This window comes from Bradyrhizobium sp. UFLA05-109, from assembly GCF_054185165.1.
The window spans coordinates 132209-150156 of sequence record NZ_JBBIAR010000014.1 but is presented as its reverse complement, the minus strand read 5'-3'; the positions used below and the strand labels follow the sequence as shown (position 1 = coordinate 150156).

Below are 17948 nucleotides of genomic sequence, written 5' to 3'. Positions count from 1 at the left end.
GCAGCAGGACGGGCGGCTTGACGTGGCTGGCATTGCCGGTCTCGATTGTTGCAGGAACACGCAGCAGCACTGACGTATCGGCGAGATCGTTGAGGCGCATCGACACGGTGCGGGTCGAAGTCGCCGCAGGTCTCGGACTGGCGATGCGGTCCGCCTTGCCGGCGCGATTGACGATGTGGTCCGGCTCGTCAGCGACAGTCTGCCAGCGATTGGCAAGATCGTGGCCCGACGCCAGTTGCACGGCACCGAGCGTCAGCGAGATGGCGACTGCGCTCAAGAACGCTTTGCTGATCTGTGACATGGTTGTTCGTCCCTCGCCCCATGGCGATCGCTGGAACAACGCTGCCGGATTGTCCGGGGTTCTCGGGCGTCACGATCACTTAACCGTGTGCGAAATTGAGACGGTCAAAAATGAGACGGTCAAAAGAAGCACGGCTCAAAAATAATTTGCAGCGCCTGGAACGACTCTCGCGCGCCGGAGTCATCATGGCAGCCGGTTATTCCCCCCTGCCCCATAAACCGGCGACGTAGGGCGCGACTGTGGTGATGCCAGTCGCGCCTTACTTTTTTCTGCGGGCCCGCCGTCTCCAATCGGATTACATTCCCCAGTCCGGATAACGATTGTCAGACGGACCAGGCTCGTGGTGATCGATTGGTGCTAGGTGGTAGGGGACCGACCGCCCAGGCATCGCGTAAGCAAAACCCGGAACGGTATCTACGACCGCGCTTTGCTTGGCACGCGCAACGCCATGTCGGCGGTGTGAGTGAGAGACCGCAGCGGCGCTACCCGATGCACACAAAGCGATCAGAAGGATCGGGACTGCGATCAATCGCATCGTATCTCCCTCCCATCGACTGCCGGGCACATGCACAATGAATTACCACACCTGCAAGGCCTGCCGTAGCTGATCGAGGGGCCAAGCCTCGCGCTAGCCCAGCCCGCCTGGCGGTGAAGACGGCTCGAAGATATGGCTGATGTGGTCCTTGCCGAGGCCGTTATCGGACACCTCGAACAGGATCTCGTCGCCCTCGCGCGGGGCCGAGATGAGTCGCGGCGACCCGTACCGCGCATCGCATCGACGGCGTTCTCACCAGATGGACGATGGACGATCAGCGCGTGTACTCATTAACTCGCAGATGTCCGATCTTGAGGGCCAAGCGGAAAAATTCCGCTTGGTCAGAGTATTACCGGTTTTGACCCAAGGCGGACGTCGGTGTCCCATTTAGGCATGATACAAAACACAGCGCTTAATTCAGCAACGTGATAAGTCGCGCCACTGACCTGCCCGATAGATGTAACGTTCCACAGTTTACGGCGTTTTATTTCTTTTGACGCGGGACGCCGATGCGGAATGGTAGGGTCAAAGCATGGGGCTGCACGACGTCTCGTCAACATTCGGAGGTCAAAGATGTCCGACAAGCCCACCATCGTCTTTGCACACGGCCTTTGGGCTGATGGGTCATGTTACAGCAAGGTGATCCCGCTGCTCTTGGCGGATGGCTTTCAAGTGATCTCGACGCAAAACCATCTCAACACCGTTGCTGACGACGCGGCCGCAGTACGGACCTCGTTCGCCCGCGCCAGCGGTCCTGTCGTTCTCGTCGGTCATTCGTACGGTGGCGCTGTCATCACGGCAGCTGGGACTGACAGCCGTGTGGCGGCGCTCGTTTATATATGCGCGTTTGCACCGGAGGACGGCGACACAACGCTTGTCGACCAAAACAAGTACCCGGCCACGCCGATTTTCCAGCACGTCGAAGTAACAGACGGGCGCATATGGCTTCGTCCATCCGGCGTTCCCGAATTTGCAGGCGACCTGCCGGAACCCGAGCAGCAACTGGTTTGGGCTACGCAAATGGCGCCACTCGCTGATCTTTTTGGACAACCCGTTCCGGGTGCCGCCTGGAAGCTCAAGCCGACATCTTACATTATCGGTTCTGAGGATCGGACCATACAGCCCGAGCTGGAGCGCTTCTTGGCCAAGCGCATGAACGCCAAGGTTACGGAACTTGCATCAAGTCATGTGCCGATGCTTTCCCAGCCTCGGCGCGTGTATGAAGTTATTCGGGACGCGGCCGGCAACATCCAGCGACGGGCCGCATAGTAACGGCGAAGCCCTTGCTTTTTGGCGTCCATGCTTCGCGACGTCTCCGTTGAGGAAGTCGTTGAGTTCGCTGCTGGTTGTGAACGTCAGCTACTGGCCCTTCTGCGACCTCGGGCAATGTCCGCTCTTCCGCCGCTGTTGGGGGTCGAGCGGACATCATTCGGCCAAGCCGCTTAGTGAGTACACGCCCCAGTTGGAGGTCATTTCCGAACGAGGCGGACGTGAGCAGGGCGGCCAAGCCGGACTTCGCACACTCGCGTGCGGTCATCCGGCTAGCGCTGGGAAGCCCAAAAAGGCCGCCCCGCTGTTCTTGCCGAGGTTGTAAAGCTCTACGGGGAGGTTTGCGTCGATCACCAGCGCACCTCCTGTAGTTGCGTAGTTACTTTGATACACGCCGAAACGTTAACACCGGTTAAACGCAATCATTCAAATCCCGCGCGGCACAACCAATGATGCGCGGCACGTTGCCGCATACGCGGAAAACGCGAGTCGCCGGCTGGCCGATCAAGCTGCTCCCGGCCGCGGTGCACCAGCCAGCCAGGCCCGTCCTTCCGCATAGAGCTTCTCGACCTCGGCGCCGGTCAGGCCCGGCATGTCGCGCTTGACCTGGTAGCCGATCAACTCCTGCATGTAGCCGAGGTGGCGATAGCCTTCCGGAAGCGCGGCCAAGCGCTCAGCGTCGAGCCGGAGGATCGCGGCGGGATCGACCGGATCCAGCCGATCCTTCTCATAGATCGGCTGGCGGCGAACGATGCCCCATTTGCCCTGCCGCTTCTCCAGGAAATCGTAGAAGCGTCCGGTGCAGACGACGTCGCAGACGACGTCGTGGACCGGCGCCCGCTGCGAGATCGTCATCTTGGTCTGCGCGACCGCGCGCTCGCCTTCGAGATCGATGCTGGTGCCGCCGAGGAAGTGCAGGATGCGCACGCCCTTGGCAAAGCCTTCGCGGCTGACCCGGATGAATTCCGCCGCCGGCCCCTGAAACCAGGTCGCCGACATCCAGCCCTCCGCGTGCCAGACGGTGGCAAAGCGCTCCCAGTCACCGGCGTCGCGCCAGACCACCCAGTTCTCGAGGAGATCGCGGATGGCGAGACGATCGAGCAGCGACTGGTCGAGCATAGGCAATTCTCCGGACAGATCGCGGCCGCCTCGCGACCGTTTCCATCACCTATGGAGGACGAATTCTGCGGCCGTCAAGCAGGCCAGACAAACAACAAAAATCCGGCGCACCCTCGTCGGCGCGCCGGATCAGTTCGTCACTACGTTCTATGTCTCACGCCGCCGGCGCCTTTCTTACGCCGCGGGCGCCTTCGGCGTGCGGTTGCGCGAATTGCGCTGGAAGAACAGTGCCTGGCTCGCCACCGCCGAGACCATCGCGGGCTGGAACGGTTTTGAGATCAGGAACGCCGGCTCCGGCCGCTCGCCGGTGAGGAAGCGCTCCGGGTAAGCAGTGATGAACACCACCGGCACCTCGAAGCTGCGCAAGAGCTCGTTGACCGCATCGAGGCCGGAGGAGCCGTCGGCAAGCTGGATGTCGGCGAGGATCAGGCCGGGCCGCTTGTTCTTGGCGAGTGCCACTGCATCGGCATGCGTGCGCGCGACGCCGACCACGTTGTGCCCGAGATTCTTCACGAGGCTCTCGAGGTCCATGGCGATGAAGGTCTCGTCCTCGATGATCAGCACGTCGGTCGCGATCTCCGCCGCCATCTCGCGGCCTGCAGCGTCCGCGAGCCTGCGCGTTTCGCCGACATCGGTGCCGAGGATGAAGGCGACTTCCTCCTCCGAAAATCCCTCGAGCGACAACAGCAGGAAGGCCTGGCGCGGCAGCGGCGTGATGTTCGACAGCCGCCGCTCCGGCGGCATCGGCAGCGTCGTCACCTCCGCATCATCGTTGAGCGAGACCGAATTCCAGATCTGGGTGAACAGCCGAAACAGGCCGGCGCGCGGTCCGTGGCTCTCATCGAGCACCGCCGGATCCCCCAGCATGGCTTCCAACATGGCTGCGACATAGGCGTCGCCGGACGGCTGGCTGCCCGTCAGGGCACGCGCGTACCGGCGCAACAACGGCAAGTGTTCAGCAACAAGCTGTGAACGGGACATCCCCACTCCATTCGTCTTCGGGCCAGACATCGGCCAGGGGCGGCCCTGGTTCCCCTGCTGGCTGACTACGCTTCAGCCACAGAAAAGTTCCGGAAGGGCTGGAACTTTTTGTGCAACTTCGCATTAGGCCATTCTAGGGAACGGCTCCCGGTTGAGAAAATTTCTCGATTTGACAGTGACTTAACTCGGGGAAACGTGGAACAGGTCATGAAAGATCTCAAATCTCAAGCCAGCAGAAACACGACCCCCGGCAAGGGAGGGCTGACACCGGAAATCCAATCCCGGATCGGCCATCAATTGCGCGCCATGTACGACGACGTCGTGCGACAGGGGGTCCCCGAGCGGTTCGCCGAGCTGATCAAGAAGCTTGATGCGCCGGGAGGAACACCCCAAGATCAAACCAATGGGGGATCCAACGACAACAATGGGAGGGACTAATGCCTCTCACGGAATCCCTGCGCGACGACATCCTGGCGGCAGTCCCAAGCCTGCGGGCGTTCGCCATCTCACTGAGCGGCAATGCCGACCGTGCCGACGATCTGGTCCAGGAGACGCTGTTGCGCGCACTCGCCAACATCGACTCGTTCCAGCCCGGCTCGAACCTGCCGGCCTGGCTGTTCACCATCCTGCGCAACCTGTTCCGCTCCGACTATCGCAAGCGGCGGCGGGAGGTGGAGGATGCTGAAGGCAACTATGCCAAGACGCTGAAGACCCAGCCCTCGCAGAATGCGCATCTCGAGTTTGAGGAGTTTCGTGCAGCGCTCGACAAGCTGCCGCAGGACCAGCGTGAAGCACTGATCCTGGTCGGTGCGTCCGGCTTCTCCTATGAGGACGCGGCGTCGATCTGCGGCTGCGCAGTCGGCACGATCAAGAGCCGCGTCAATCGCGCGCGCTCGAAGCTTGCAGCACTGCTGTATGTCGACGGCGCCGAAGATTTCGGCCCCGACGAGACCGTGCGCGCCGTGATCGGCGGCAGCGGCGGCTAACGGACAGCTTCGGTCGGAATGGCGGACAAAGGAAAGGCGGCCACTTCCGTGGCCGTCCTTTCACGCGTGATTTAGCGCCGGTGTGCCTTCCTTCTCCCATTGCGGGAGAAGGAAGAGAGGCGTGCGTCGACTTCAGCGCACCGGCGTGACCGGCGCCGAGAATTTTTCCGTGCGGTCGCGCTCGGTCATGTCGACGACGGTCTCCATCGGAGCGGTCAGCTCGTAGACGTAGGACGCATCGGTGAAGTAGCGCTTGGCAGTACCGCCGAGCGCTTCGGGCGCGACGCGATCGAGCAGGATCAGGCCGAAATCGGAATCGGCGCGCCGCGTCGCCTCGCTGGTGTTGAACTCCTCCCAGCGGAAATGGAAGACCGTGTCGGGCTCCTCGCCCGTCACCGTCCAGTTCGCCGTGATGTGCGGATGCTTGCCGACCAGCGACAGCCCCTCGTCGGAGTGCGAGGCGAGCTCGAAGAACAGCAGCGACAGGCTCTGTGCGGCACGCGCGCTGACCGCGATGTCCGGCCCGCTGATGGCGATGCGATCGGCATGCGGAATCGCGCGCGCCTCGAACAGGCCTTTCAACTTCACGCCCTGCCACTGGCTTTCGCTGAGCAGCGAAACGACGTTGGACATCGCATGGATGCGCCCGATCAACAATTCACGCGCCACGTCGATGTCGGAGCCGTGGCGCAGCGTGCGCGTCACGATCGACTGGATCACCGCCAGAATGTTCTTCACGCGATGATTCAGCTCGTCGATGACAGCCGTTAGCCGGCGCTCGAAACCGATCCGCACCTGGATTTCGCGGCTGAGCCTCAGATTGTTGTAGGCGACGTAACCGAACAGGCCGCACACCATCGCCGTGATGGCAAAGCCGATCGCCGCGACGATGACGGCGGTCTGCTCGGCGCGCCGCGCCGAATTGGTCTTGGCGAAGTAGCTGAGCTGCCAGTCGCGGCCACCGAAGCTGACCGTGCGCGTCGAGGATGGCTGCGGGCCATCCTGCGCGATGGTCCGCGCGCTGACGATGCCCTGATCGTTGGCGATCAGCTCGCCGCCGCCCGCGCGCGGATCGCGCAATGCGACCGAGAACAGCGACATGTCGTCATTGGTCAACATCAGCGAGGCGAGTTCGTAGGAAAACGTGATGAACCCGGCAGGCTCCGTCGCCCCCTCCGGAATGACCGGCGCGGCCACGATGACGCCGATGGGGCCGTTCGGACGGAGCAGCGGCACCGGATCGGAGGCGACCGACTTCTTCTCGGCCATGGCGCGCGCCAGCATCGCGCCACGCACGCCGTCCTGATCGAAGCTGCGGCCGGGCAGCGCCTTGGTCTCCTCGCTGCGCGGCTCGAGATCCATCAGCACGTTGATCGGCTGGGTGATCTTCGTGGTGTCGAGTGGCGTGTCGTCGTAGTTGCGGATGCTCGCATTGGGAAAGCCGGCTGAGCTGAGCGCCGCCTGCGCCGCGCTCAGCTCCGTCGGCTTGAGCCGGGCGATCCAGGAGGCGACCACGAAATCGGTCTTGAAGGCATAGATCGCCGAGCGCAGCGGCTCCAGCATGTTCGGCTTGATCACGGCAGGCGTGCGGAACAGCCCGGAGGCGACGCGCGCCAGAAGCTCGCGCTCGGTCAGGCGGTCCTGCACCAGGCTCGCATGAACGTCGATCGCGCGGGCCAGCGCGATGCGATCGATCGCCAGCTCCTGATCGTGGACGCGATAGGCCGCAAGCCCGGAGAGGAGCATCCCGAGCAGCGCGATAAAACCGATGATGAATCCCAGCCGAACCACTCGTTTACTCAGAAGGTGAGAGGCCGGCGAATAACACGGAGCATCTGAACGCCGCTCGAACGGCCAGTTGCCGAAAGAGAATGAGACCCCACGGAAGGCGATAATGAAGGAGGAGCCATCGGGACGCAACTTGGGTTGACCGGAATGCTTAATCCGCCAGCCGAGGCGTCAGCGCTCCGGGCACCGAAGTACGTTAATCACCATGGCGAACATTGGTTCCGCGGAGACACATTTTGCCGCAGATATTAACAGTCAGATACTAACAGTCGTGTCAGACTTGACTGATGGCGCCGGGCGCCGGACCAGCCCTTCAACCCGTCCTCGTCAGACCGCCTTTGGTCTCGATGAAGCCGATGATGCGGTCGAGCCCCTCGCTCTTCTTCAGGTTGGTCATGACGAAGGGCCGCTCGCCCCGCATCCGCTTGGCATCAAGCTGCATCTTCTCGAGCGAGGCGCCGACATGCGGTGCGAGGTCGATTTTGTTGATGACCAGGAGGTCCGAGCGCGTGATGCCCGGTCCACCCTTGGACGGGATCTTGTCGCCCGCGGCCACGTCGATCACATAGATGGTTATGTCGGCAAGCTCCGGGGAAAAAGTGGCAGCGAGATTATCGCCGCCGGACTCGATCAGCACCAGGTCGAGACCAGGAAACTTTGCGCGCATATCGGCAACCGCCGCCAAATTCATCGAGGCGTCCTCGCGGATCGCGGTATGCGGGCAGCCGCCGGTCTCGACGCCCGCGATGCGGTCCGGCGTCAGCGAGCCCGAGCGCACGAGATATTCCGCATCCCACTTGGTGTAGATGTCGTTGGTGATCGCCGCGATGTCGTAGCGCTCGCGCATGGACTTGCAGAGCAGATCCATCAGCGCGGTCTTGCCCGATCCGACGGGACCGCCGATACCGACTCTCAGGGGGCCGTGAGACTTCGACATTGAGATTCTTTCCTGATCCAACCTGGTCATCACGACCTGAACAGCCGCGTATATTGTGTCTCGTGCCGCAGGCTCGCGAGATCGGCGCGGAACGTCGCGCTGCCGAGATCGTCCAGGGTCGCGCTCAATGCGCGGGCGGCGGTCGCGGCTACGGCGGGCTCGAGGGCGGCGAGCACACGCTGGCTGTCGGTCTGGCCGAGCGGAATCAGCCGGCATCCCGCCGAAATCCAGTTCGAGACGAGCGCGTGCAAAAAGGCGTGCAGCGTCGGCTCGAGCCGAACGCCATGGGCGCTAGCGACCACGCCGACCGCGACGGGATAGACCACTAGCCCCGCGCAGGCCGTGACCATCGCGTCGAGCCCATCCGCATTCCAGGCCGCGCGCGCGATGTCGATGAAGGCGCGGCCCTGCGCGGTCGTCTCGAGCTGCCGCTCGCGCGAGGGCACGAAGGCGGCCGCAAGCTCCGCGGTGTCGCGCAGGCTCGCCTCGTCGCTCGCCTCCGCCGCGCGAAACGCCCGCACGAGGAAAGTGGCATCGCAGAAGCCCGCGCCGTCACCGAGCATCGCGTCGAGCCAATCAGTCAGCGTCTTGGTGTCGACGATGTCACCCGCTTCCACCGCCCATTCGATGCCGCTGGAGTAGGAGAAGCCGCCGACGGGAAACGCCGGCGACAACCACGTCATCAGCCGGTAGAGCGCCGCCGCCTCGCGTTCCGTGAGGCGGCCGGCACCAGCCGGCTCATTTGTGGTCATGAGCATGGCCATGGCCGTGGTGATGGTCGGGGTGGTCGCAATGCTCGTCGTGGTGATGATGACCGTGATCATGGTGATCATGCGCGGCATGATCGTGATGGTGGTGATCATGGTGATGATGGCCATGATCGTGGTGGTGATGGCCGTGATCACGATGCACATGGTCATCATGCCCATGATCGTCAGCATGCGCGTGGCCGGCATCGGCATAGGCACCGCCCTCGGGATCGAAAGGAGCCTCGATCTCGATCACCCGCGCGCCGAGCCCCTTCACCATCGCCTCGATGACGTGATCCCTGCGGATACGCAGGCTCTTGGCCATGATCTGCGTCGGCAGATGGCGGTTGCCGAGATGCCAGGCGACGCGGACGAGATGGAGCGGATCGCGGCCGCGGATCTCGAGCAGCGGCTCGGGTGCCGCGACCACTTCGATCAGCCGGCCGTCCTCCAGCACCAGCGCATCGCCGCCGCGCAGCGCGACGGCGTTTTCAAGGTCGAGCAGGAATTGAAGACCGCGCGTTCCGGTCATCGCCATGCGGCGGCGATGCCGGTCGTCGAAATCGAGCACGACCGTATCAGCCGCGGCTTCCGTGAAGCGGTGCTGCCCCCTGACCTGCGTCGCACGGATCATGCGCTTTTCCCTGTTACCGAGTCTCGACCTTTTCCGGCGTGATCACTTCGATCTTTGGCGGCGCCGCAAAACACTTCACCGCCACGCGGCCAAAGGTCTTCATGTGCTCCATGGCACGATGCGGCACCAGCGCTTCGGCACTCTCCCACTGCTCGACGAACACCATCTTGGTGTGATCGGTGACGCTCTCATGCAGATCATAGGCGATATTGCCGGGCTCCTTGCGCGTCTCCTTGATGCAGGCGGTGGCCGCTGCAATGAATTCGGCGCGCGTTTCGGGCTTGATGGTCAAGGTGGCAACGACGTAGATCACGAGAAATCCTCCCGGCTTTTCTTCTGGTCCAAGATACCGGGCGCGACATTAGACCAAGCGAGATCGAACGCAAAACCGGAAAATCCGCCCTCGGCTATGCGCCGAAGACCAGTGCGGCCGCTAATTTCAGTACATGAAATACCGCTGCGCCATCGGCAGCACCTCGGCCGGCGCGCAGGTCAGAAGCTCGCCGTCGGCGCGCACCTCATAGGTCTCCGGATCGACCTCGATGTTGGGGGTGGCGTCGTTGTGGATCATGCTCTTCTTGGAAATCTTGCCGCGGGTGTTCTGGACGGCATAGAGCTTCTTGTCGATGCCGAGCTTTCGCGCGAGGCCGCCGGTGACCGCGGCCTTCGAGGTGAAGACGACGGAGGATGCCGTGCGCGCCTTGCCGAAGGCACCGAACATCGGCTGATAGTGCACCGGCTGCGGCGTCGGGATCGAGGCGTTGGGATCGCCCATGGGCGCAGCGACGATCGTGCCGCCCTTGACGATGCAGTCCGGCTTGACGCCGAAGAAGGCCGGCGACCACAGCACGAGATCGGCGAGCTTGCCCTTCTCGACCGAGCCGATCAGTTTCGAGACGCCATGGGCGATCGCGGGATTGATCGTATACTTGGCGATGTAGCGCTTGACGCGAAAATTGTCGTTGTCCTTGCCCTTGTCCTGCGGCAGTGACCCGCGCTGCTTCTTCATCTTGTCGGCGGTCTGCCAGGTGCGGATGATGACCTCGCCGAGCCGGCCCATCGCCTGCGAGTCCGAGGACATCATCGAGAGCGCGCCGAGGTCGTGCAGGATGTCTTCGGCCGCGATGGTCTCTTTGCGGATGCGGCTCTCGGCAAATGCAAGGTCTTCCGCGATCGAGGGATCGAGGTGGTGACAAACCATCAGCATGTCCAGATGCTCGTCGATGGTGTTGCGGGTGAAGGGACGCGTCGGATTGGTCGAGGACGGCAGCACGTTCTTCAGGCCCGCGACCTTGATGATGTCAGGCGCGTGACCGCCGCCGGCGCCTTCGGTGTGGAAGGCGTGGATGGTGCGGCCCTTGAAGGCCTTGATCGTATCCTCGACGAAACCGGATTCGTTCAGCGTATCGGTGTGGATCATCACCTGGATGTCGTGAGCGTCGGCAACCGACAGGCAGTTGTCGATCGCCGCCGGCGTGGTGCCCCAGTCTTCATGCAGCTTGAGCGCGCAGGCGCCGGCCTTGATCATCTCGACCAGCGCGGCGGGGCGCGACGCGTTGCCCTTGCCGGAAATGCCGAGATTGACCGGAAAGGCGTCGAACGACTGGATCATCCGCCCGATGTGCCATGGGCCTGGGGTACAGGTGGTGGCGAACGTGCCGTGCGAGGGACCGGTGCCGCCACCGAGCATCGAGGTGACGCCGCTCATCAGCGCGTGCTCGATCTGCTGCGGGCAGATGAAATGGATGTGGCTGTCGAAGCCGCCGGCGGTGAGGATCTTGCCTTCGCCCGCGATCACGTCGGTGCCGGGGCCGATGATGATTGTGACGGCGGGCTGGATATCCGGGTTACCCGCCTTGCCGATCGCGGAGATCATGCCATCCTTGATCGCGACGTCGGCCTTGACGATGCCCCAGTGATCGACGATCAGCGCGTTGGTAATGACCGTGTCGGCCGCGCCCTGCTTGTTGGTGACCTGCGACTGCCCCATGCCGTCGCGGATCACCTTGCCGCCGCCGAACTTCACCTCCTCGCCATAGGTGGTGAAATCCTTCTCCACCTCGATGATGAGATCGGTGTCGGCCAGCCGCACCTTGTCGCCGGTGGTCGGCCCGAACATATCGGCATAGACGGAACGTTTTATCTTGACGGACATCACAAGCCCCGTTTGCGTTTGAATGTTTGGCCTATCACAGCGAGGCCCTCGCCGTTCGCACCACATCGTCGAATTTCGTATCGAGCCATGGACTGCCGCCGCGGCAGCCGGCGACAACCTGCTCAGCCCATCTTGTATAGTCGACGAGATCCTCGCGCTCCTCGGCGGATGGCTCGGCATGAATACGCGCGCCGATATTGCTGATCTTGTCGGCGATCTTGATCAGCTTTGCGCCTGCCGACTTCTTCGGCGCGTCCATCACCTGCCGGCGGCGTCGCTCGGCTTTCGGCAGGCTCATGTCGTCGGTGCACTCGGCGACGAGCGAGGCGACGCGGTGGGAAAATTTCTCCGCCAGCTCCTCGCGCGTGGTGTCGGTGTCCTCGATCGTATCGTGCAGCCAGCCGGCGGCGACGAGCTCGGCATCCGCACCATCGGTCGCGGTCGCGAGCAGGTTCGCGACCTCGGCGAGGTGATTGATATAAGGCTCATTCCCCCGCCCCTTGCGCGCCATGCCGTTGTGGCGGCGCGCGGCGAGCTCGGCGGCTTCAGAGACAAGACGGATCGGTGAGAGCATGGCGGGATCCTCCGTTTCGCTCTCAACCGTGCCGTTGCATGCTTCGTTCCTGGAGGCTCACAGCTTCCCCATCACGTCGCCGCGGAAACCGTAGATCGTCTTCTTCCCCGCCATCGCCACTAGTTGGACGTCGCGGGTCTGGCCGGGCTCGAAGCGGACGGCGGTGCCGGCGGCGATGTCGAGGCGCATGCCGCGGGCTTTCTTGCGATCGAATTTCAGCGCCGGATTGGCCTCGAAGAAATGGTAGTGCGAGCCGACCTGGATCGGACGGTCGCCGGTGTTGGCGACGGTCAGCGTCACGGTCTTGCGGCCGGCATTGAGCTCGATCTCGCCGTCCTGGATGAAGAGTTCGCCGGGGATCATTTTATCCTCCTCGTCATTCCGGGGCTCGCGCAGCGAGAACCCGGAATCTCGAAACCAAAACCTCTGGATTCCGGGTTCGCGCTTCGCGCGCCCCCGAATGACGAATTCACCTGATCGGCTCGTGGACGGTGACGAGCTTGGTGCCGTCCGGGAACGTCGCTTCGACCTGGATGTCGTGGATCATTTCGGGGATGCCCGGCATCACCTGCTCGCGGGTCAGGACTTGCGCGCCGGCCTGCATCAGCTCGGCCACGGTGCGGCCGTCACGCGCGCCTTCCAGAATGAAATCGGAGATGATCGCGACCGCCTCCGGGTGGTTCAGCTTGACGCCGCGCTCGAGCCTGCGGCGCGCCACGATGGCCGCCATCGAGATCAGAAGCTTGTCCTTTTCGCGGGGAGACAGGTTCATGCAAAATCTCTTCGTGAGTTCGTCAATTCAGCCATAGCCGCGGCAGCGCGGCGCCGGTGCGCGCCAGCACCGTCATCATGTCGGCGCGCAGGCGCGCCGCATCTTGGGCACAGAACCTCGCCATTGCAAAGCCATTCCAGGCGGATATCCCGACCTCGCCGGCGAAAGATTCCGAGGCTTCCCTGATGCGCTCGACCAGGGCCTCATCGCCCGGGACAATCAGCGCAGTGCCGATCGCCGCGCCGCCCTTGGCGACGGCAGGACGCGCCAGCTTGGCGCCGATATCGCCGTCGAGCCTGACGGTCTCGGCGAACACCAGCCGGCCGCCGCGGGAAAGCCTCCAACGATCGACGAACTCGCCCTGCTCCATGCGCTCGCCCATCGCGGTGCGGCCGAACACCACGATCTCGCAGAGCATAAGCGATGCCGCATCATCGAGCGAGATGTCGAAGCGGCGCTGGACCCGTGCGCGATCGAACAGGATCGTCTCCTGGGGCAGCCAGCCGAGATGCGCGCCGGCGGCAACCTTCAGGACAACGTTGAGCTCCGCCGCCGCGCCCGGCGCGCGATAGACCTTCTCGGCCGCGGCTGTGGTCAGCGTCAGGCGCGAGCCCTCACCTGCCGAAATCTCGATATCAAAGCGGTCTCCGCCGGCAACGCCACCGGCCGTGTTGACGAACACGCCGGAGAGCCCTTCGCCTTCCGGCGAAGGAAAACGCACGCGCAAGGAGCCGGACTCATGCAGCGCGCCGCGCCGCGTCATGCCGTCGCGCGCATGGACGTCGAAGCGCACCACGCCGCGGGCGCGGTTGGCCTCGAAAATACTGGACGTGGCTGAAACGTCGCGCATCCGCCTCCCCAGCCGGTCGCGGCAGAATGAAAGGCTTACAGCGCCATCTGGCGGCTGATCTCGCCGGGATCGAGATTGGAGCGGTCGCAGGTGAATTTCACCGCACCGCGATCCATCACGGCAAAACTGTCGCCGAGTTCGCAGGCAAAGTCGAGATATTGTTCGACCAGCACGATGGCGATGTTGCCGAGGTTGCGCAAATACGAGATCGCGCGGCCGATGTCCTTGATGATCGAGGGCTGGATGCCCTCGGTCGGCTCATCGAGCAGCAAGAGCTTTGGCCGCATCACCAGCGCGCGGCCGATTGCGAGCTGCTGCTGCTGGCCGCCGGAGAGATCGCCGCCGCGCCGGCCGAGCATGGATTGCAGCACCGGAAACAGCGAGAACACGTCATCGGGGATGAAGCGCTCGTCGCGCTTGAGCGGGCCGAAACCGGTCTTGAGATTTTCCTCGACTGTCAGCAGCGGAAAGATCTCGCGGCCCTGCGGCACGAAGCCGATGCCTTTGCGCGCCCGCTCGTAGGGCTTGAGCGTTGTGATGTCGCCGCCGTCGAACACGATCGCGCCCGAGGAGATCGGATACTGCCCGACCATGGCCCGAAGCAGCGAGGTCTTGCCGACGCCGTTGCGCCCGAGCACGCAGGTGACCTTGCCCGGCTCGGCCGAGATCGAGACGCCACGCAGCGCCTGTGCTGCGCCGTAGAAGAGATCGATGTCCTTGACCTCAAGCATCGCTCAGCGCCCCAGATAGACTTCGATGACCCGCTCGTTGGACGAGACCTGGTCGATGGTGCCCTCGGCAAGCACCGAGCCTTCGTGCAGGCAGGTGACCTTCACGCCCAATTCGCGGACGAAGGTCATGTCATGCTCGACCACCATCACGGTGTGGTTCTTGTTGATCTCCTTGAGCAGCTCGGCGGTGAGATGCGTCTCGACGTCGGTCATGCCCGCGACGGGCTCGTCGACCAGGAGCAGCTTCGGATCCTGCGCCAGCAGCATGCCGATTTCCAGCCACTGCTTCTGGCCATGGCTGAGGCTGCCGGCGAGGCGACCCCGCGCATCGGTGAGGCGGATGGTCTCAAGCACCTTGTCTATGCGTTCGGACTCGGCCTTGCTGCCACGCCAGAACAGCGTCCCGCGGACCGAGTGATCGACATTGAGCGCGAGCAGGAGATTGTCCTCGACCGTCTGGCTCTCGAACACGGTCGGCTTCTGGAATTTGCGGCCGATGCCGAGTTCGGCGATGCGGGTCTCGTCGAGCCGCGTCAGATCGGTGACGCCGTCGAACAGCACCGTGCCTTCGTCCGGCTTGGTCTTGCCGGTGATGATGTCCATCATCGTGGTCTTGCCGGCGCCGTTCGGGCCGATGATGGCGCGCATCTCGCCGGGCGCGAGCGTCAGCGACAGGTTGTTGATGGCGTGGAAGCCGTCGAACGAGACGTGCACGCCGTCCAGATACAGCATCGCGGAGGTCGCGCGGGTGTCCATGACGTTCATTTCCGCTACTCCGCCATGTCAGGTTCGCTGACGCCGCTCTCACGCGCCGCGCTCTCGGTGGTTTCCGCCGACCGCTTCGCCTTGAACGGCTCCCACCAGGAATTGAAGGTGCCGACGATGCCCTTGGGCAGCAGCAGCGTCACCAGGATGAACAGTGCACCCAGCATGAACAGCCAGTACGGTGCGAGCACACCCGAGGTGAAGAACGTCTTGGCATAGTTGACGACGACAGCGCCGAGCGCCGCGCCGACCAGGGTGCCGCGGCCGCCGACCGCAACCCAGATCACCGCTTCGATCGAGTTACCCGGCGCAAATTCACTTGGGTTGATGATGCCGACCTGCGGCACGTAGAGCGCACCGGCGACGCCGGCCATGCAGGCCGACACCGTGAACACGAACAGCTTGTAGGACTCGACGCGGTAGCCGAGGAAGCGTGTGCGCGATTCCGCGTCGCGGATCGCGATCAGCACCTTGCCGAGCTTGGAGGTGACGATGACCCGGCAGATCAGGAAGCCGGCGATCAGGGCGAGACAGCTCAGCGCGAACAGCGTGGCACGCGTGCCTTCCGCCTGCACGTTGAAGCCAAGGATGTCCTTGAAGTCGGTCAGGCCGTTGTTGCCGCCGAAGCCGAAATCGTTGCGGAAGAAGCCGAGCAGCAGCGCATAGGTCATGGCCTGCGTGATGATCGACAGGTACACGCCGGTGACGCGCGAGCGGAACGCAAGCCAGCCGAAGCAGAAGGCGAGCAGGCCCGGCACGAACAGCACCATCAGCGCGGCGAACCAGAACATGTCGAAGCCGTACCAGTACCAAGGCAGCTTCTGCCAGTTCAGGAACACCATGAAGTCCGGCAGGATCGGATTGCCGTAGACTCCGCGGGTGCCGATCTGGCGCATCAGGTACATGCCCATGGCGTAGCCGCCGAGCGCGAAGAACGCGCCGTGGCCGAGCGAGAGGATGCCGCAATAGCCCCAGATCAGGTCGATCGAAAGCGCCAGGATGGCGTAGCAGACATACTTGCCCCAGAGCGCGACCAGATATGTCGGCACCTGAAAGAACGAGCCCGCGGGTAACAGCAGATTGGAGAGCGGAATCAGGATGCCGCAGGCGGCGACGATGACGAGAAACATCGTCGCGCCGCGATCCAGCGATCGCGTGAGCATGTGAGGGGTCATGCTTCCACCGCACGGCCCTTGAGCGCGAATAGGCCGCGCGGGCGCTTTTGAATGAACAGGATGATCAGCACCAGGATCGCGATCTTGCCGAGCACGGCACCGGCAACCGGCTCCAGGAACTTGTTGGCGATGCCGAGCGCGAAGGCGCCGACCAGCGTGCCCCAGAGATTGCCGACGCCGCCGAACACCACGACCATGAAACTGTCAATGATGTAGCTCTGGCCAAGATTGGGGCTGACATTGTCGATCTGCGACAGCGCTACGCCGGCGATGCCGGCAATGCCGGAGCCGAGACCGAAGGTCAGCGCGTCGACGCGCGAGGTGGCGATGCCCATCGAGGCCGCCATCCGGCGGTTCTGCGTCACCGCACGCATCTCGAGGCCGAGCGCGGTGTAGCGCAGCATCGCAAGCAGGATCGCAAACACGGCGAGCGTGAAGCAGAGGATCCAGAGCCGGTTATAGGTGATGGTGATCTGGCCGAGCTCAAACGCGCCGCTCATCCAGGAGGGGTTGCCCACCTCGCGGTTGGTCGGACCGAAGGCGGTGCGCACCGCCTGCTGGAGCACCAGGGACAGGCCCCAGGTCGCGAGCAGCGTCTCCAGCGGGCGGCCGTAGAGGAAGCGGATGATGCTGCGCTCGATCAAGACACCGATCGCACCCGACACCAGGAAGGCGAGCGGCACGGCGATCAGCAGCGAATAGTCGAACAAGGCGGGATAGCGGGTGCGGATCACCTCCTGCACCACGAAGGTGGTGTAGGCGCCCAGCATCACCATCTCGCCGTGGGCCATGTTGATGACACCCATCACGCCGAAGGTGATGGCGAGGCCGATCGCGGCGAGCAGCAGCACCGAGCCGAGCGACAGGCCATACCAGGCGTTCTGCACCGTGGACCAGACCGCGAGCGAGCTCTGGATCGAGCCGATCGCGCTGGCCGCGGCCTTGGTCACCGAAGCCGGCTGGTCGGTGCCGATATCGGAGAGGAGGGCCAGCGCGTCCTGGTCGCCGCGCGCCTTGATGGTGGCAACGGCCTCGAGCTTCTGGACTTCGGTCGCATCGGACTTGAACAGCAGGATCGCAGCGCGCGCTTCTCCGAGCGCAGTCTTGGCGGATCTGTTGGTCTCCTTCGAGAGCGCGCTTTCAACAGCCTCGAGTGCCGTCTCTTCGTGCGATTTGAAGACCGATTGCGCGGCCTGGATGCGTGTCGAAAGATCCGGCGACTGGAGCGTCAGGCTGCCGAGCGCGGCATCGACACTGCGGCGCAGGCGGTTGTTCAGGCGAACCGCGCTGGCGCTGTCGGGAACGCTCGCGACCGGCTGGCCGGTCGCGGCATCGATCGACTTGCCGTCGGTACCGGTGACGTAAACTTTCTTGCTGTCCGGATCGGCCATCAGACGGCCGTCCTGCAACGCGCTGATGATCGGAAAAGCGAGCGAATTTCCGCTGCTCGCAACTATACCGATCGCTTCCTCGGTGTCGGAAAACTCATCGTTGGCGAACTTGGCGACCGCATCCTCGAACGGACCGGCCAAGGCCGGCGCGGCAAATGCGACCAGAAGCAACGCGAGCACGAGCGTGCGAAGGCGCGCGAATAGAATGGCTGGCACTGTGAGAACCCCGGCAGAAA

Annotated in this window: 20 protein-coding genes; 3 read left to right on the top strand and 17 right to left on the bottom strand. The window is 63.6% G+C overall.

Features of this window, described 5'->3' with window-relative positions:
• A partial coding sequence (locus tag Q3C01_RS13145) for a hypothetical protein (RefSeq protein WP_458145742.1) occupies positions 1-301 on the bottom strand: 301 nt, incomplete at its 3' end.
• Between the two features lie 1108 nt (positions 302-1409).
• Between Q3C01_RS13145 and Q3C01_RS13140 the strand changes: the two genes are divergently transcribed.
• Positions 1410-2105 carry an alpha/beta fold hydrolase gene (locus Q3C01_RS13140; protein ID WP_458145741.1) on the top strand — a complete coding sequence of 232 codons (696 nt, stop codon included), beginning with the start codon at positions 1410-1412 and terminating at the stop codon, positions 2103-2105.
• A gap of 504 nt (positions 2106-2609) precedes the next feature.
• Here Q3C01_RS13140 and Q3C01_RS13135 read toward each other — a convergent pair.
• On the bottom strand, positions 2610-3224 hold the full coding sequence (locus tag Q3C01_RS13135) for a nuclear transport factor 2 family protein (protein WP_458145740.1): 615 nt from the start codon (positions 3222-3224) through the stop codon (positions 2610-2612).
• A 174-nt stretch (positions 3225-3398) separates the two neighbouring features.
• Positions 3399-4205, bottom strand: a complete 807-nt coding sequence (locus tag Q3C01_RS13130) for a response regulator (RefSeq protein ID WP_458145739.1) — start codon at positions 4203-4205, stop codon at positions 3399-3401.
• Between the two features lie 207 nt (positions 4206-4412).
• Between Q3C01_RS13130 and Q3C01_RS13125 the strand changes: the two genes are divergently transcribed.
• Together Q3C01_RS13125 and Q3C01_RS13120 are read left to right on the top strand one after the other, a co-directional pair.
• Positions 4413-4643: a NepR family anti-sigma factor gene (locus tag Q3C01_RS13125; protein ID WP_254102994.1), complete on the top strand. Its 231-nt coding sequence runs from the start codon at positions 4413-4415 to the stop codon at positions 4641-4643.
• Positions 4643-5191 (top strand): sigma-70 family RNA polymerase sigma factor, encoded by a 549-nt coding sequence (locus Q3C01_RS13120; protein ID WP_027521710.1) that lies wholly within the window; start codon positions 4643-4645, stop codon positions 5189-5191. Before Q3C01_RS13125 ends, Q3C01_RS13120 begins: the two co-directional genes overlap by 1 nt.
• 132 nt (positions 5192-5323) lie before the next feature.
• Here the strand turns inward: Q3C01_RS13120 and Q3C01_RS13115 are convergent, their stop codons facing one another.
• From Q3C01_RS13115 to urtB, 14 genes are all read right to left on the bottom strand, one after another.
• On the bottom strand, positions 5324-6982 hold the full coding sequence (locus tag Q3C01_RS13115; protein ID WP_458145738.1) for a CHASE domain-containing protein: 1659 nt from the start codon (positions 6980-6982) through the stop codon (positions 5324-5326).
• Positions 6983-7292: 310 nt separating this feature from the next.
• The gene (gene ureG, locus Q3C01_RS13110) at positions 7293-7916 is read right to left on the bottom strand and encodes an urease accessory protein UreG (protein ID WP_458145737.1); all 624 of its coding nucleotides are present in this window, start codon (positions 7914-7916) and stop codon (positions 7293-7295) included.
• A gap of 29 nt (positions 7917-7945) precedes the next feature.
• The gene (locus Q3C01_RS13105; RefSeq protein WP_458145745.1) at positions 7946-8674 is read right to left on the bottom strand and encodes an urease accessory protein UreF; all 729 of its coding nucleotides are present in this window, start codon (positions 8672-8674) and stop codon (positions 7946-7948) included.
• Entirely contained in the window at positions 8655-9299 is a 645-nt protein-coding gene (gene ureE / locus Q3C01_RS13100) for an urease accessory protein UreE (protein WP_458145736.1), read from the bottom strand. The genes Q3C01_RS13105 and ureE overlap by 20 nt, the downstream gene beginning before the upstream one ends.
• A 13-nt stretch (positions 9300-9312) precedes the next feature.
• Positions 9313-9612 carry a putative quinol monooxygenase gene (locus tag Q3C01_RS13095; RefSeq protein ID WP_458145735.1) on the bottom strand — a complete coding sequence of 100 codons (300 nt, stop codon included), beginning with the start codon at positions 9610-9612 and terminating at the stop codon, positions 9313-9315.
• A gap of 126 nt (positions 9613-9738) precedes the next feature.
• The gene (gene ureC / locus Q3C01_RS13090; protein ID WP_458145734.1) at positions 9739-11454 is read right to left on the bottom strand and encodes an urease subunit alpha; all 1716 of its coding nucleotides are present in this window, start codon (positions 11452-11454) and stop codon (positions 9739-9741) included.
• Positions 11455-11488: 34 nt separating this feature from the next.
• Positions 11489-12028 (bottom strand): HD domain-containing protein, encoded by a 540-nt coding sequence (locus Q3C01_RS13085; protein ID WP_458145733.1) that lies wholly within the window; start codon positions 12026-12028, stop codon positions 11489-11491.
• A gap of 57 nt (positions 12029-12085) precedes the next feature.
• Positions 12086-12391 carry an urease subunit beta gene (locus tag Q3C01_RS13080; protein WP_458145732.1) on the bottom strand — a complete coding sequence of 102 codons (306 nt, stop codon included), beginning with the start codon at positions 12389-12391 and terminating at the stop codon, positions 12086-12088.
• A gap of 106 nt (positions 12392-12497) precedes the next feature.
• Complete coding sequence (locus Q3C01_RS13075; protein ID WP_458145731.1) at positions 12498-12800, bottom strand: urease subunit gamma; 303 nt, start codon at positions 12798-12800, stop codon at positions 12498-12500.
• Between the two features lie 22 nt (positions 12801-12822).
• Positions 12823-13650: an urease accessory protein UreD gene (locus tag Q3C01_RS13070; protein ID WP_458145730.1), complete on the bottom strand. Its 828-nt coding sequence runs from the start codon at positions 13648-13650 to the stop codon at positions 12823-12825.
• A gap of 35 nt (positions 13651-13685) precedes the next feature.
• A complete protein-coding gene (urtE, locus tag Q3C01_RS13065) occupies positions 13686-14381 on the bottom strand; it encodes an urea ABC transporter ATP-binding subunit UrtE (RefSeq protein WP_458145729.1) in 696 nt (231 codons plus the stop codon).
• Between the two features lie 3 nt (positions 14382-14384).
• Positions 14385-15146, bottom strand: a complete 762-nt coding sequence (urtD, locus tag Q3C01_RS13060) for an urea ABC transporter ATP-binding protein UrtD (protein ID WP_254102984.1) — start codon at positions 15144-15146, stop codon at positions 14385-14387.
• A 5-nt stretch (positions 15147-15151) separates the two neighbouring features.
• On the bottom strand, positions 15152-16321 hold the full coding sequence (urtC, locus tag Q3C01_RS13055; protein ID WP_458145728.1) for an urea ABC transporter permease subunit UrtC: 1170 nt from the start codon (positions 16319-16321) through the stop codon (positions 15152-15154).
• Positions 16318-17928, bottom strand: a complete 1611-nt coding sequence (urtB, locus tag Q3C01_RS13050; RefSeq protein ID WP_458145727.1) for an urea ABC transporter permease subunit UrtB — start codon at positions 17926-17928, stop codon at positions 16318-16320. The genes urtC and urtB overlap by 4 nt, the downstream gene beginning before the upstream one ends.
• Positions 17929-17948: the final 20 nt, after the last annotated feature.